The organism is Streptomyces sp. BBFR51, from assembly GCF_044591655.1.
Lineage (GTDB): Bacteria > Actinomycetota > Actinomycetes > Streptomycetales > Streptomycetaceae > Streptomyces.
Genome location: NZ_CP172448.1, coordinates 9,217,967 through 9,231,863 on the forward strand (window position 1 = coordinate 9,217,967; position 13,897 = coordinate 9,231,863).

Consider the following 13,897-nt stretch of genomic DNA (forward strand, 5'->3'; position numbering starts at 1 on the left):
TGTAAACGCGCGCGCGGGGCACCTCTCACGCGTGGACCGCGCGAGGGATGATCATGAAGGCACTCTTCCGCCGAATCCGGCACGCGCCGCACGGGCCGAAGGCCGACGAGGGGGAACGGGGCCGTACCGGCGGCTCGGAGCCACGGCGTCCGGCGGCAGGGGACCCGGGCACCGGCCACTCCTCCGGTTCGGTACTGCGCGCCCTGCTGAGCCCTCGCAGTGCCGCCGGGCAGGTGTTCCTCCTCCAGGTCGGGATCGTGGTGCTGCTGGTCGTGGCCGCCGTGACGGCGCTGATCCTGCAGGCCCACCGGGACAGTACGAGGGAGGCCAGGCGGCAGTCGGTGACCGCGGCGGAGGCGTTCGCCAACGCCCCGGGCATGGAGGAGGCGCTGAAGTCCCCGGATCCGACGGCGGTGCTGCAGCCGCGGGCCGAGGCGTTCAGGAAGAGGGGCGGTGTCGACTTCCTGACCGTCACGGACACCCGTGGCATCCGTTACACCAACCCGATCCCCGAGCGGATCGGCAAGAAGTTCGTCGGAAACATCGGACCGTCGTTGCACGGTCACGTCCTCGTCGAGACGCTCGACACCCCCTCGGGCCACGTTGTCCAGGCGGTGGTACCGGTGACCGGGTCCGACGGCTCGGTGATCGGCCTGGTGTCCTCGGGGTTCAAGGTCCGCAGCGTGACCAGCATGGCCGCGAACCAGCTGCCGATCATCCTGGGCACCGGCGCCGTCGCCCTCGTCGTGTCCACGACCGGCACGGCGTTGGTGGCGCGCCGGCTGCGCCGCCAGACGCACGGCCTGGGCCCGGTGCAGATGGCGCGGATGTACGACCACCACGACGCGGTCCTGCACGCGGTGCGGGAAGGCGTGCTGATCACCGGCCCTGACGGCCGGCTGATCCTGGCCAACGACGAGGCCCGGCGGCTGCTGGACCTGCCGGCGGACGTCGAGGGCCGTCCGATCGGCTCGCTCGGTCTGGACGAAGGTGTGGAACGGATGCTCGCGTCGGACGAGCCGGTCACGGACGAGGTGCGGCCGGCGGGCGACCGGCTGCTGGCGGTGAACAAGCGGATCACCGCCCCGTACAGCGGGCAGCCCGGCAGTGTGGCGACCCTGCGCGACACCACCGAACTGGCGGTGGTCTCGGGACGGGCCGAGGTCGCCCGCGCACGACTGACGCTGCTGTACGACGCCGGGGTGCGGATCGGGACCACGCTGGACGTGACCCGCACGGCGGAGGAACTGGCCGAGGTGGCGGTGCCGCGGTTCGCCGACGTCGCGGCCGTGGACCTGCTGGAGGCGGTGCCGAGAGGCCAGGAGCCGTCCTCCGAGGCATGGGGGCGGATGCGTCGTACGGCACTGTGCGGTGGGGCGAAGACATCGGCGCTGCCCCCGGCAGGGAAGCTGATCACGGTCGCCCCCGGGACGGCACCGGACCGGGCGCTGGAGTCTGGGCGGGCCGTCGCGGAGACGGTCCCGCACGCCGCCGCCGGTCCGCCACCCTGGGACTACCAGGGACCGGAGCCGGACCGGGATCAGGGCCACGGCCCGGATCAGGACCAGGTGCGCGCGATGCCGGAGCACGGTCTGCGGTCGCTGGTGACGGTGCCCCTGCGGGCGCGCGGTGCGACGCTGGGCATGGTGCACTTCTGGCGCACCGGGGACGCACCCGCCTTCGAGGAGGACGACCTGTCCTTCGCCGAGGAACTGGCGGCGCGGGCCGCGGTCGCCGTCGACAACGCCCGCCGGTTCACGCGTGAGCACGCGATGGCCGTCACACTGCAGCGCAGCCTGCTGCCGAGGGGTGTCCCGGAACAGAACGCGCTGGAGGCGGCCTGGCGGTACCTGCCCGCGGAGGCGGGGGTGGGCGGGGACTGGTTCGACGTCATCCCGCTGCCCGGCAGCCGGGTGGCACTCGTGGTCGGCGACGTCGTCGGCCACGGCCTGCACGCGGCGGCGACGATGGGCCGGCTGCGGACCGCCGTGCGCAACCTCTCTGCGCTCGACCTGCCGCCGGACGAACTGCTGGCCTACCTGGACGATCTGGTGATCCGGATCGACGCCGACGAACGGACCGACGAGGAGCCGGGCGAGGGCGCGGGAGTGACAGGGGCGACGTGCCTGTACGCGGTCTACGACTCGGTGACCGGCCTCTGCACGATGGCGCGCGCCGGGCACCCGGCGCCGGTTGTGGTGCGTCCGGACGGCACCGTCGACAGTCCGCAGGTGCCGGTCTCCCCTCCCCTGGGACTCAACGGCATCCCCTTCGAGACGGCGGAGCTGCGCCTGGCCGAGGGATCGAAACTGGTGCTGTACACCGACGGGCTGATCGAGGACAGGAACCGGGACATCGACAGCGGACTCGCCCTGCTGCACGGGGTGTTGCACGGCGTGGCGGACCGTACTCCGGAGGAGACGTGCCAGACGGTGCTCGACACCATGCTGCCGGAACACCCGCTGGACGACATCGCTCTGCTGGTGGCCGGCACCCGGCTGCTCGACCCCTCGCAGGTCGCGCGGTGGGACGTGCCGTCGGACCCGCGGGCGGTGGCCGGTGTGCGCCGGGAGTGCGCGCGACGACTGGAGGAGTGGGGCCTGGGGGAGACGGCGTTCACCCTGGAACTGATCCTCAGCGAACTGCTCACGAACGCGATCCGGTACGGAACCGAACCCATCGGGGTCCGTCTGCTCCACGACACGAACCTGACCTGCGAGGTGTCCGACGCGGGCAGCACATCGCCGCATGTGCGCAGGGCGGCGACGACCGACGAGGGCGGACGCGGCCTGTTCCTGGTGGCGCACTACGCGCAGCGCTGGGGCACCCGCTACACGCCGGACGGCAAGGTCATCTGGGCCGAACTGGCTCCGTACGCCGACGCGGCCGGCGGCATGGCGGACGCCACCGCCGACACCCTCCTCGCCCAGTTCGACGACGAGCTGTGACAGTACGACGCGGGCGCGCTCACCCCTCCAGCAGCCGCTGACCCACGTACTCGCCCTGCGCCGCCCCGCCCGGCACCGCGTACAGCCCGCTCGCCTCGTGCCGGATGTACTGGGACAGGGCGTCGCCCCGGTCGAGGTGGAACTGGAGCGGCACGAAGCCGCGCATGGGATCCGCCTGCCAGCAGACGAACAGCATGCCCGCGTCCGGCGCACCGTCCTCGCCGAACCCGTCGTGGTAGGAGAACAGACGGCGCAGGATGGTCACGCCCTGGTTGTAGTCGGGGCGGCTGATGCGCGCGTGGGCGGTGAAGGGGACCACGAGGTCGCCCTCCGCATCGGTCTTCTCCAGGTCCATGTCGCTGGTCTCGGTGCCGCCGCTCAGGGGCGCCCCGTCCGCCTTGCGCCGCCCGATGACCTTCTCCTGCTCACCGCGGGAGAGCTTCTCCCAGTCGTCCAGGAGCATGCGGATCCGGCGTACGACGGCGTACGAGCCGTTCGCCATCCAGTCGGGCTCGCCGTCGGCGGGGACGAAGACCTTCTGTTCGAAGTCCTTCTCGTCCGGCCGCGGGTTGCGCGTGCCGTCGACCTGTCCCATCAGGTTGCGGGCCGTCATGGGGTGGGAGGTGGCGCCGGGCGAGCGGTTGAAGCCGTTCATCTGCCAGCGCACCCTGGCCGCGGAACCGGCGTCCCTCTGGATCGCGCGCAGGGCGTGGAAGGCGACCAGCGAGTCGTTCGCGCCGATCTGCACCCACAGGTCCCCCTCGCTGCGGGACTTGTCGATCCGGTCGGAGGAGTAGGGAGGCAGCGGAGCCAGCGCGTCCGGACGTCTGCTCGCCAGCCCCGTGCGGTCGAAGAAGGAACGGCCGAGACCGAAGGTGATCGTCAGCGAGGCCGGGCCGGCGTCCAGGGCCACCCCGGTGTCCCCGTCCCCGGCCGGCTCGCCGGACATGAGCCGTTCGGCCGTCGCCGACCACCGGCGCAGCAGCGCGGCCGCCTCCTTGCGGCCCGAACCGGGCACCAGGTCGAAGGCGACGAGATGACCGGAGGACTGCAGGTCACTGCTGATGCCCGACTGATGCCTGCCGTGGAAGGGCGACTGCCCGGAACCGACCGACGCCAGCGGGGTGTCGCCCGCCGGTGCGGCGGTCGAGCGCCCGGCGAGCGCGCCCGCGGTCCCCAGCACCACCCCGGTGGCCCCGGCCGTGCCGAGCAGCCGCCGGCGCGACACGACCGCCGCGCCCCTCGTACGCGGCGGGGTGCCGGGGTCGCCGGTGGTGCTCTCCGGAGCCGCGGGCGTGGGCTGTTCGGACATGACGGGAGCCAACCAATCCGCGACGTTCCAGCACAACGTCGGGTGTTGGCGTACGGCCGGGGTCGCATGAGACGACGTTCACCGGGGGATACGCGCGCCGGGCCGAGGGTGTTGAACCGGCGCCGGTCAGGAAACGTCCCACGCGCGCAGCCGGCGGCCGACGATGCCGACCCCGACGGTGCCGGAGGCCGCCTCCCGGACCAGGGCGACCGCCTCCTTGGGCGGACAGGGTCTCGCCCATGGCGGCGTCGCGGTGCCGGCCGGAGACGGTGAGGTCGAGGCCGGTGACCAGGTCTCCGGTCCCCACCCAGATCCGGCCGTTGCGGAGCCCGTCCACGATGTCGGCGCACTGCGCCCGGGCATCCGGCGGATCGTCGGCGAACGGCTCGACGCGATGGTCGCGCAGGGCCCGCCCGCCGACCTGGTGGCGGCCTTCGCGCTGCCCGTGCCCTCGATGGTGATCTGCGCGCTGCTCGGAGTCCCCTACGCCGACCACGAGTTCTTCGAGGAGCAGGCCCGACGGCTGGTGCGCGGAGCCTCATCCGCGCAGGCTCAGGGCGCCCGGAGCGAACTGGAGGCGTTCCTGGGCGAGCTGATCGACCGCAAGCGGATGTCACCGGGCGAGGGTCTGCTGGACGACCTCGTCCGCGAGTGGCGGCACGAGCCGGAGGCCGGTCGTGGACGGCCACCGAGGACGTCGACGGCGACGGGCAGACCATCCGTGCCGGGGACGGAGTGGTCCTCGCCGTCTCCCTCATCAACCGCGACGAGAGCGTGTGGATGCTCGAACTCCCCGTCGCCTGGTAGTCGCCTGGCAGGAGGCCCCGGCTCACCGGCCCGTCGAGGACCGTGCCGCATCGCGGACACATTCCCGTCGACCCACGTAAACCTTTCCGCTCCCGACGCAACCAACCTGTGCCACGTGCGCCGAGACACGCGAAAGGAATGTCATGATCATGACTAATGGGACGTCTGCGGAATGCGCCGGTGTCTCCCGGCGGGGGTTCGTCGGACTGCTGGGAGCCGGTGCCGCCGCCGTCGGCATCGGCGCGGCCGGTGCCTCGCCGGCCTTGGGCGCACCCGCCGGCCTGACGTCGGCCACACTGCCGCCCACCTCGTCGCCGCGCTACTGGGACGCCGTGGAGAGACTGTTCGTCCTGGACAAGGACGTGCTCTTCATGAACGTCGGCACGGTGGGATCGCCCCCGCGCGAGGTGCTCGACACCCTCGCCAGGACGCACCGGGACACAGCCGTCCGGGCGCTCTCCGGATACGACGACTTCGCCGACGTACGTGCCGTCGTCGCGAGCGGCTACGGCTGCGACCCCGACGAGGTCGCCGTCACACACAACACCAGCGACGCCATATCGAAGATCATCGCCGGGCTGGCTCTGAAAGAGGGCGACGAGTTCCTCATCACCAACCACGAGCACCCTGCCTCGCTCACGTCGTTGGCCCAGGCACGGGACCGGCACGGCATCGTCGTCAGGCAGGTGGACCTCCCGGTCGGCAACGACCAGCGCGCCGAAGACTACGTCGAGCTGTTCCGCGGGGCCATCACCTCGCGGACGAAGGCGATGCTGTTCTCCGCGCCCACTCAGAAGACGGGCGCCATGCTGCCCATCGCGATGCTGGCGAAGCTCGCCCAGGAGCACGGTCTGATCACCATCGTCGACGGTGCCCACGTCCCGGGAATGATGGCGTACAACCTCCACGAACTGGGCGTCGACTTCCTCGCCGGTTCGATGGCGAAGTGGCAGTGCGCCCCGGCCGGCACCGGTCTCCTCTACGTCCGCAACAAGGTGCTGCCCCGCTACAACCCCAACGCGCTGCCCGAGTTCTGGCCCGTGGTGTCCATGAGCTACCCCACCGACGGGGGACTGCCCCCGCGGTCCACCGGGCCGACCGCGAGCTACGACATCGCCTCACTCCTCCAGGACGTCGGCAACACCAGCCTCGCGATGATGGCCGCCGTGCGCAACACCTGCGAGATCTGGGACCGCATCGGACGCACCCGGATCCAGGACTACGTCCTCGGACTCTCCGCCCACCTCAAGGACCTGGTCGTCGAGCGCTGGGGCATCGAAGCCCTGTACTCACCGAAGGACGACCCGCGGCTGGCGTGCGCGCTCACCTCCTTCACGCCGTTCCGCGACCCGGCCGACGTCCACGACGCGAAGAAGGCGTCGGCACTCGTGACCCGCCTCAAGGAGGAACACGGCATCGAGATCCGCAGCATCTCCTTCCCGGTGACCGGCTCGGCCAAGGAGCACCAGGCGCTCCGCGTCTCCACGCACCTCTTCCACCAGAGGAAGGACGTGGAGCGGCTCGTCGACGCGGTCTGGAAGGTGTCGCGAGAGATGGGCTGACTTCCCGTCGGCACCACGGCGCGGGTCGGGAGGTGGGGCACGAGGCGGGCCTCACCTCCTGGCGGTCGGTCCGGACGACGGTGGGCACGGGGCTCGGCCGAAGCTACGCGGCGGCGCGGTGCTCCGGTACACACCTTCTCCGCACGACCTCATAACCTGCGGGTATGGCCGACGAGTGCCCTCGCGGCGAAGCCGTGTCGAGGGCTGTTCATTGGCTGAAATCGGTGGTTCACTCCTCAGCGGTCAGGGTCGATCCCGCTCGACCCTGACGGCTTCGGCCCGACGGCGGCCTCCTGGCACGGGGTTCGCGTCCGGCACACGTAGCGGTGACCCCTGAGGGTTCACCGCGACTCGGCCGGGTTCCCTCCCGACGGCGCTGTCGTCGACCGCGGGAGGAGAACCGGCCGCGCTCCGGACTGACATCACGTCACTTCGAGCGTGGAGGAGCCATGAACAGCCCTGGTGCTGTCATCACCTATTCGGCCGTCGTACTCGTCGGATCGGCGGCCGCTCTGCTCAGCGCCCGCCCGGCGGCGCGAGGCGGGTCGCCGGCGGACCGCTTCGCCCGGGCCGACGCCGCGTTCGCGGCGCAGGACGGCACCGCCTCACTCGTACCCGGGCCCGCGCTGGCGCCGGCGTACGTCTCCCTGGCCGTCGGCTCGGCGATGGCGCTCTTCGCCTTCCCGCACGTTCTCCAGGTCGCCTTCTCCGCCCGCTCGGGCGACGTACCGCGCAGGACGTCCGTCACGCTCTTCGGGCGGACGGCAATGCTCGGCCTGTTCGCGCTCTTCGGCATCGCGGCGCTCGCGGCGGGGGTAAGCCTTCCACCGGGGCGCAGTGAACTCGCGGTACCGCTGCTCGTGCTCGACCTCGCTCCCGGGTGGGCGGCCGGGATGATCCTGGGCGCCATCGCCGTGGCGGCGCTCGTGCCGGCCGCGGTCAGGTCCATCGGCGCGGCGACGCTCTTCGCGAGGAACGTCTACCTGGAGTTCGTCAACCCGACGGCCACCGTGGCACAGGTGACCCGGACGGCCCGGCTGATGTCGCCGGTCGTCAAGGTGGGGGCGCTGGCGTTCGCCCTGAGGGTGCGCGGCCAGGCCGCCATCAACCTGCACCTGCTGGGGGCGGTGTGGGTCCTCCAGATCCTGCCCTCGATCGTGCTGGGCCTGCCGCGCCGCACACCGCACCGCCTCTCCCTGCTCGCGGGCTGGGTGGGGGGCATGGTGGTCGGCACCGCGCTGGTGAGCCGGGGCGGGTTCTCCTCCCTCGTGCGGGTCTCGGTCGGCCCCTTGGACGCGCAGGTGTACGCGGGTGTTGTCGGCCTTGCCGTCAACGTCGTCGTGGTGGCGCCGGCGAGTCCGCCGCTGGACCGGCTCGGTGTACCACGAGGACTGCCGGGTCTGCTGAGACCCGCCGGTGGTGGCGTGCGCCGGAACGGGGCGGCACGGTGAGGAAGACGGACAGGCCCCGGCGCCGTACGCGGGGGTGCACGACCGTACTCGGGGAGCAGGCTTCCGGCCTCCCGGACACCGCCGACGCTTCCGCGCTTCCGGCGGACACGGATCCTGCGGACACGGCGCCGGGCGTCGACCTGCGCGACGTCGAGCGGGAGACCGCGATGATCCGGCTGTTCGACGGGCAGCACGCCCAACTAGTACGGCTGGCCGTGCTGCTGGGGGCCGACCAGGACGCCGAGGACGTCGTGGCGGAGGCGTTCTGCGTGCTGCACAGCCGCTGGTACAGACTGCGTGCGCCCCAGGCCGCCGCCGCGTACCTTCGTTCCGTGGTGTGCAACCTGGTCCGGATGCGGATACGTCGTCTGCAGGTCTCACGCCGCCATGCGGACGTGCGGCTCGACCCCGTCGCCTCCGCCGAGGCGACGGCGATGCTGCACGAGGACCAACGACAGGTGGTCGACGCTCTGGAGGGGTTGCCCACGCGGCAGAGGGAGGCACTGGTGCTGCGGTACTGGATGGATCTCAGGGAACGGGAGATCGCCGAGGCGATGGGGATCAGTACGGGCGCGGTGAAGTCGCACATCTCGCGTGGCATGCATGCGCTTTCGCGTGCCATGGGGATACGTCGATGAGTGTCGACGACCCCGAGACCCTGCTCCGCGAGGCCCTCGACTCGATCGCCGGCACCGTGGTGCCCTCCCGGACACCTACGCCCGAGCGCGCAGGGAGCGCAGGCGGCGGCTCGTCATGCTGGGTACTCGCGGTACTGATCGTGGCCGTCGCCGACGCCGTGGGACTGTGGGCGCTGAACTTCCTGGGCGAACCCGACGTGCCACCGCGTCACGGAGGGTTCGACGTCGTGGTCCCGCCCTGAGGGGCCGTGGACGCGTTCCGCGGAGCCGCACCGGGAGGGGACGCCCGCCCGGTGTCACCCCTGGCCGTCGGGGAACCGCTGGGCAAGCCTCTCCGTAGCCATCCTGACGATGTCCGGTGGCGCGGACTCCAGGGATCCCGCGTCGTAGGGCGGATGCGGCGCGTACTCGATGATGAGCTGAACGGTGCGTGCCACGTCGTCGCCCAGTTGCTGACCGGCCAGGCTCAGGGCCATGTCGATTCCGGCGGAGACGCCTGCCGCCGTCGCGTAGTGGCCGTCGACGACGACCCGCTCCTTCGACGGCGTCGCCCCGAACTCGCCGAGGTGGTCGAGCGCGGCCCAGTGGGACGTCGCCCGGCGCCCCTTGAGGAGTCCGGCGGCGGCGAGGATCAGGGAGCCCGTGCGGACCGAGGTCGTCCACACGGAGGTCCGCTCGACCCTGCGCAGCCACGCGTGGAGGGCTCCGTCGGACATCTGCTCCGCCTGGCCCGGGCCTCCGCCGATCAGCACCACGTCCGGCTTCGGCACGTCGGCGAGGCTCGTCACGACGTCCACCGAAAGGTTCCCCAGGTCGTTGACGACGATGCCCCGATGCTCGGCGACGAAGACGACCTCGGTGCCGGGCAGGCGGCCCATGACCTCGTAGGGGCCGATGCTCAACGACTTCATCAGTCTCCAGAAGGACACCGCCCTGGTGAACGTCATCGGCACGATCGACGCCTTCAACCAGTCCAAGATCTTCGCGTCCAACCACTTCAACCTCTCCTCCGTCACCGTGGTCGCGCCGTCCCGCTCCTCACCAGCAGGCGCTGCGCCCATCAGGCCCACCGCGTGGGGACCGCCGTGTGGGGCGTCCAGTTCCACTCCGAGGTGCTGGCCGGTCACATCGCCACATGGGGGACCTCCGACGACGCGCCGTAGCGGGCGCCGGGCCCCGACCCGGCCTCGGTCGTCGGCCGGGTGGCACGTGAGGACGCACGCCTGCGGGTGGTGTGGGGCGCCTTCGCCGGACGGTGGGGCACGGTCGTGGAGATCCGCAGAACGGCATCCGTGCGGTACTGACGGGACCGGGCGGGTGCCACCGCGACCGCCCGGTGCGAGGGGTCCGGCCTCGGCGCCGGTGACCGGGACGGCGCTCAGCCCCGGGCGTGCTCCTCGATGAACTCCGTCACCATGGCCTGGAACCGGTCACGACGCGGGCTCCGGCGCAGCATGTCCGTGCCGTGCAGTTCGTCGTCGTCGACGACGAGCCGCTTGTCCTTGGCGCCGGAGTTCTCGTAGAGGACGCGCACCTCCCGTTCCATGTTCCCCTGGAGGTCGCCCGACCCGACGACGAAGAGTGAGGGTGCCGTGATCCGGCGCACCGGCGGCACCGCGTCGACGGTCAGGCATGCGGAGGGCGAGGACATGATCAGCAGTCCGGTCACGGGAAGCGACTGGGCCGCGCCCGCCACGATCGTCGAGGTCCCGCCGCAGGACGCTCCGGCGAGGAACACCCGCTCGGCCCCGACCCGTTTCAGCTCGGCGAGGGCCGCCTCGGCGTCCAGGTCGGGGTCCTCGTTCTTCTCGTCGTACTCGGACGCCCCGTGGTTGCGGTACTCCGGCAGCACCACCCGGAAGCCATCCGCGGCGAGCCGCCGCCCCGTCTCCAGCCACGAGCAGATGTTGTAGCCCTGTTCGTGGTCGAGCAGGACGCCGTCGGGGCCGTCACCGAGGACCAGCGCGGACAGATGGAACCCGTCGCGGGTCGTCAGCACGGTGGCCCTGTCACGCAGTTCCTCGGGCACACATGTGGTGACCTGGTATCCGGCCTTCGTCCGCACCGTGTCGTCGGGCCAGGACGGGGTGTACTCGGCCGGCGGGTTCGCCGGTACCCGCGTCCGGTCGGTCCGGGTGCCGCCCGCACCCCCGTCTCCCGCCGCGGCCGGAGGGGACGACGCACGGTCCGGCGTCGCCCTGGCCGTCCGGGCGGGAGCGTCCTGGTCCGGAGCCGAGCAGGCCGCGAGCACCAGCCCCGCGGCCGCAAGAGCGACCACGCCCCCTCGCGTCCGCCGCACGCCTCGTCCCTCCTGTTCCGCAGATCGCCGCACGCCGGTCAACGCCCTGAGCCCGTGCCGGGTACGTGCTCGACGGACACCCGCCCCGGCCGGCCCTCGCCGGGGAACGGGCGGTCTCCCGTGAGACGGGGCGTGAGGTCGTCCCGGCCGCGCAGGAACCTCTGGAAGAAGGCCGACACCCGGTTGGTCGTCACGAGCCGCTGGTACGCCGCCGTCATACGGGGCTGGTCGACCCGAGGCCGGTCACGGTCCTCGTACTGCGACAGACAGGTGCCGGGAGCGCTGCCGGGCACGGCGTCGTCCCGGGAGGCCACCTGGCCGCTGTCGGGTGACCACTGCCGGTTGTAGAAGTCGTGATTGCCGCCGGTCAGGGTGTACTTGAACGCCGGGAACCGGGTGGTGGCGCGGTTGTGCTCGAAGTACGACCCAGTGTTCACGGCGTCGCAGGTGCCCCACATGACGGCGAAGGGGACCCCTGTCACCGCTTCGAAGTCCCAGGTGGCCGTGGGCGCCAGCGTGAACGCGGCGGCGATGCGCACCCCGCCGGGCAGGGCACGCGGGTTGTCGTCGGACACCTCCTGCATGACGCCGCCGCCTCCCATCGAGTGCCCCAGCAGCCCGACGTGCTTCAGGTCGAGGTGCCCCCGGAAGTCCACCGGGTCCGGCCGGCCGGTGGCCGTGTCGGTCAACGCGTGCGCCAGGGGTCCTTCCCCGCGCGTTGCCAGGCGCTGCCACAGCTTCAGATGGTGCTCGACGAGCAGGGCCCGGGCACGGTAGGCCGTGGGCGCCTGACCGCCCTCCGTCGAGTTGAGGCCGTTGACTCCGACGGACACCACGACGAACCCCCGCGCCGCCAGCGCGCGGCCCAGGTAGTCGTATCCGCTACTGCTGGGGATCTGCCGGGTGCCCGTGGCACACGGCCACGCCCAGAGCTTGCCGGCCGCACGCTCTATGAGGGCGTTCTGCCGCTCGGCCTCCGCCTGGTCCCCGGCCGCCTCGGCCCGGTCGCGGGCTCGGACGGCCCGCTCACGGTCCGCCGCGGCGCCCGCGTCCGCGCACGTCTCCCACGAACCGTGCTCCATGACGACCAAGGGAAGGGCGCGGCTGCCGAGGTCGGCCGGGCGGTACACCGTCGCGGCGACCTCGGAGCGCCCCTCATACCCCAACTCGGGTGTTGGAGCGAAAGCTTGGTCGCCCAGGTCGTAACGGGACTCCCGGACGGCGGCGCCCTGCCGCGCCGCCGCGGCCGTGACGTACGTGCCCTCCGGCCGCTGTACGGGGCGCGGTCCGGCGGACGCCGTTCCGGCGAGCGGGAGCACGCCGAGCACGGTGGCGGCGGCAAGCAGCGGCAGCAGTTCGCGACGCCGGCCCGGCTTCCCGGGACGGCGGGCGGGTTCCGGACTGCTCCGGGCGATCATTCCAATGGGCACAGTGCTTCTCCTGTCGTGTCGTGGACGGTACGAGGCGGTCGGCCGTTGCTGTGCCGCAGGAGCCGGGCAGGCCACACTTCCCCTGGCGTGCCGGACGTGCCCGGCGTCCTTCAGCTCGCGCTCGGCTCAGGTCCCTTGGGTCTCGCCACGTCGGGTGACGGGGTGGGGACGGCGCTCGGGGTGGGCGTGGCCGACGGCAGGTCCGGCGCCAGTGTCCGGGAGGGGGCGGGCACCTGGGTGGGCGGCTGCTCGGGGGCGTCCGACAGCAACAGCACGACTGCTGCCAGCCCCGCCGCGAGACCGAGCAGACCCGCCACCTTCGCGGCCCCGTACCACACCCTGATGAGCGACCCGCCGGCCGACGGCGGCATCGGAGGACGCAGATCTCCGTACGTCACCGAGGCGGCTCTGGCGTCCAGCGCCTCACGCAGTCGCTGCTCCGGCCCGGTCACGGCGCTTCCTCCAGCCGCCGCGCCAAGGCGGCGAGTCCTCGGCTCGCGGTGGACTTCACCGTGCCGCGGGACAGGCCGAGGGTGTTCGCGATCTCCTCCTCGGACATATTCGACCAGTACCGGAGAACGATCACCTGGCGCTGACGGGCCGTGAGCCGGCGCAGCGCGCGCAGTACCTCCCGATGCTCCTCGCGCAGCAGTACCTCCTCCTCCGGCGGTGGCGCGGGAGTCGTCCGGGGAGGCACGTACGACCGTACGGTCCGCCGTCGGCGCAGTACCGAGCGGGCCGCGTTGACCACACAGCGGCGCACGTACCCCTCGGGGTTGTCCAGCCCGGCGAGCCGGGGCCCGTGGCGCCGGTACACGGCGGTGAAGGCGTCCTGCACCACGTCCTCGGCCGTGGGTACGTCGTCCACGAGGAGGACGGCGAGCCGCACGAGTTCGAGTCGCCGGTGGTGGTAGAGGGAGTCGATGTCCTCGGAGTCGGAGTCGGAGCCGGGGTCCGCCCCGGACCAGGACCGGGAGCCGACGTCCAGGACCGGTGGCTCGGGCGGGGCATCCGCCCGGCCGTCGGCAACGCGCCGCAGCAGCCCCCGGATCCCTTGGGCAGGGCGGACGGGAAGGAGGAGAAGGATCTCGGACATTCAGCGACCGGCGGTGCTGGGGACGGGGCGGGTCGGCGCCGGGTTCGCCGGCACGGAGTCGGCCTCGGCCACGGGCCGGTCGGCGGGGGGCCGGGGTGGCAGGACCCGGCGCGTTCGGTCGGACAACGGTCATCCTCGAATCTGTCGGCGAAGAAGACCCCGAGGCCGAGCCCGGACCCTTCGCCCTGACAGACGTCCGGCAGCCACCGGGGTTGCGGGCCACTGGTCACGACTTCTGTTCCGGGCTCGCCGCCGCCGGTCGCGGCGCCGCCCCGCGTCCCGGAGGGCGCTGCCGCCCCGGCCACCGATCGGGTGCTGGTCCGCATGACGTCAACTGCCGTAGGCCTCCTCACG

11 protein-coding genes and 1 pseudogene are annotated in these 13,897 nt (G+C 72.2%); 6 read left to right on the forward strand and 6 right to left on the reverse strand.

The genetic code is table 11. The features are described from left to right. The first annotated feature begins 53 nt into the window (after positions 1 to 53). A complete protein-coding gene (locus ACGH7X_RS41585; protein ID WP_399896538.1) occupies positions 54 to 2,948 on the forward strand; it encodes a SpoIIE family protein phosphatase in 2,895 nt (964 codons plus the stop codon). A 19-nt stretch (positions 2,949 to 2,967) separates the two neighbouring features. On the opposite strand, the gene efeB is transcribed toward ACGH7X_RS41585, so the two are convergent. Then, positions 2,968 to 4,260, reverse strand: a complete 1,293-nt coding sequence (efeB, locus tag ACGH7X_RS41590) for an iron uptake transporter deferrochelatase/peroxidase subunit (RefSeq protein ID WP_399896541.1) — start codon at positions 4,258 to 4,260, stop codon at positions 2,968 to 2,970. Between the two features lie 346 nt (positions 4,261 to 4,606). Between efeB and ACGH7X_RS41595 the strand changes: the two are divergent. The 5 genes and pseudogenes from ACGH7X_RS41595 to ACGH7X_RS41615 form a co-directional block, all read left to right on the forward strand. Continuing rightward, positions 4,607 to 5,040, forward strand: a pseudogene (locus ACGH7X_RS41595) (cytochrome P450); the annotation flags it as partial. A 176-nt stretch (positions 5,041 to 5,216) separates the two neighbouring features. Continuing rightward, positions 5,217 to 6,629, forward strand: coding sequence for an aminotransferase class V-fold PLP-dependent enzyme (locus ACGH7X_RS41600; protein WP_399896543.1), 1,413 nt, complete (start codon positions 5,217 to 5,219; stop codon positions 6,627 to 6,629). Between the two features lie 449 nt (positions 6,630 to 7,078). After that, positions 7,079 to 8,080 carry a hypothetical protein gene (locus ACGH7X_RS41605; protein ID WP_399896546.1) on the forward strand — a complete coding sequence of 334 codons (1,002 nt, stop codon included), beginning with the start codon at positions 7,079 to 7,081 and terminating at the stop codon, positions 8,078 to 8,080. Beyond that, positions 8,077 to 8,718, forward strand: a complete 642-nt coding sequence (locus tag ACGH7X_RS41610) for an RNA polymerase sigma factor (protein ID WP_399896549.1) — start codon at positions 8,077 to 8,079, stop codon at positions 8,716 to 8,718. The genes ACGH7X_RS41605 and ACGH7X_RS41610 overlap by 4 nt, the downstream gene beginning before the upstream one ends. Continuing rightward, positions 8,715 to 8,960: a hypothetical protein gene (locus ACGH7X_RS41615; RefSeq protein ID WP_399896552.1), complete on the forward strand. Its 246-nt coding sequence runs from the start codon at positions 8,715 to 8,717 to the stop codon at positions 8,958 to 8,960. Before ACGH7X_RS41610 ends, ACGH7X_RS41615 begins: the two co-directional genes overlap by 4 nt. Before the next feature lie 54 nt (positions 8,961 to 9,014). Here the strand turns inward: ACGH7X_RS41615 and ACGH7X_RS41620 are convergent, their stop codons facing one another. The 5 genes from ACGH7X_RS41620 to ACGH7X_RS41640 form a co-directional block, all read right to left on the reverse strand. Beyond that, positions 9,015 to 9,665: a DJ-1/PfpI family protein gene (locus ACGH7X_RS41620; protein ID WP_399897741.1), complete on the reverse strand. Its 651-nt coding sequence runs from the start codon at positions 9,663 to 9,665 to the stop codon at positions 9,015 to 9,017. Between the two features lie 431 nt (positions 9,666 to 10,096). Further along, positions 10,097 to 10,996: an alpha/beta hydrolase gene (locus ACGH7X_RS41625; protein WP_399896555.1), complete on the reverse strand. Its 900-nt coding sequence runs from the start codon at positions 10,994 to 10,996 to the stop codon at positions 10,097 to 10,099. Positions 10,997 to 11,055: 59 nt separating this feature from the next. After that, on the reverse strand, positions 11,056 to 12,447 hold the full coding sequence (locus ACGH7X_RS41630) for an alpha/beta hydrolase (RefSeq protein WP_399896557.1): 1,392 nt from the start codon (positions 12,445 to 12,447) through the stop codon (positions 11,056 to 11,058). A 110-nt stretch (positions 12,448 to 12,557) separates the two neighbouring features. Beyond that, positions 12,558 to 12,899: a hypothetical protein gene (locus ACGH7X_RS41635; protein ID WP_399896560.1), complete on the reverse strand. Its 342-nt coding sequence runs from the start codon at positions 12,897 to 12,899 to the stop codon at positions 12,558 to 12,560. Next, positions 12,896 to 13,543: a SigE family RNA polymerase sigma factor gene (locus tag ACGH7X_RS41640; protein WP_399896563.1), complete on the reverse strand. Its 648-nt coding sequence runs from the start codon at positions 13,541 to 13,543 to the stop codon at positions 12,896 to 12,898. The genes ACGH7X_RS41635 and ACGH7X_RS41640 overlap by 4 nt, the downstream gene beginning before the upstream one ends. Between the last annotated feature and the right edge of the window lie 354 nt (positions 13,544 to 13,897).

What these genes read in the sequence shown, in the direction of transcription:
- ACGH7X_RS41585 (WP_399896538.1), top strand. Translation starts at nt 54, where the DNA reads ATGAAGGCACTCTTCCGCCGAATCCGGCACGCGCCGCACGGGCCGAAG.
- efeB (WP_399896541.1), bottom strand. Translation starts at nt 4,260, where the DNA reads ATGTCCGAACAGCCCACGCCCGCGGCTCCGGAGAGCACCACCGGCGAC.
- ACGH7X_RS41600 (WP_399896543.1), top strand. Translation starts at nt 5,217, where the DNA reads ATGACTAATGGGACGTCTGCGGAATGCGCCGGTGTCTCCCGGCGGGGG.
- ACGH7X_RS41605 (WP_399896546.1), top strand. Translation starts at nt 7,079, where the DNA reads ATGAACAGCCCTGGTGCTGTCATCACCTATTCGGCCGTCGTACTCGTC.
- ACGH7X_RS41615 (WP_399896552.1), top strand. Translation starts at nt 8,715, where the DNA reads ATGAGTGTCGACGACCCCGAGACCCTGCTCCGCGAGGCCCTCGACTCG.
- ACGH7X_RS41620 (WP_399897741.1), bottom strand. Translation starts at nt 9,665, where the DNA reads ATGACGTTCACCAGGGCGGTGTCCTTCTGGAGACTGATGAAGTCGTTG.
- ACGH7X_RS41640 (WP_399896563.1), bottom strand. Translation starts at nt 13,543, where the DNA reads ATGTCCGAGATCCTTCTCCTCCTTCCCGTCCGCCCTGCCCAAGGGATC.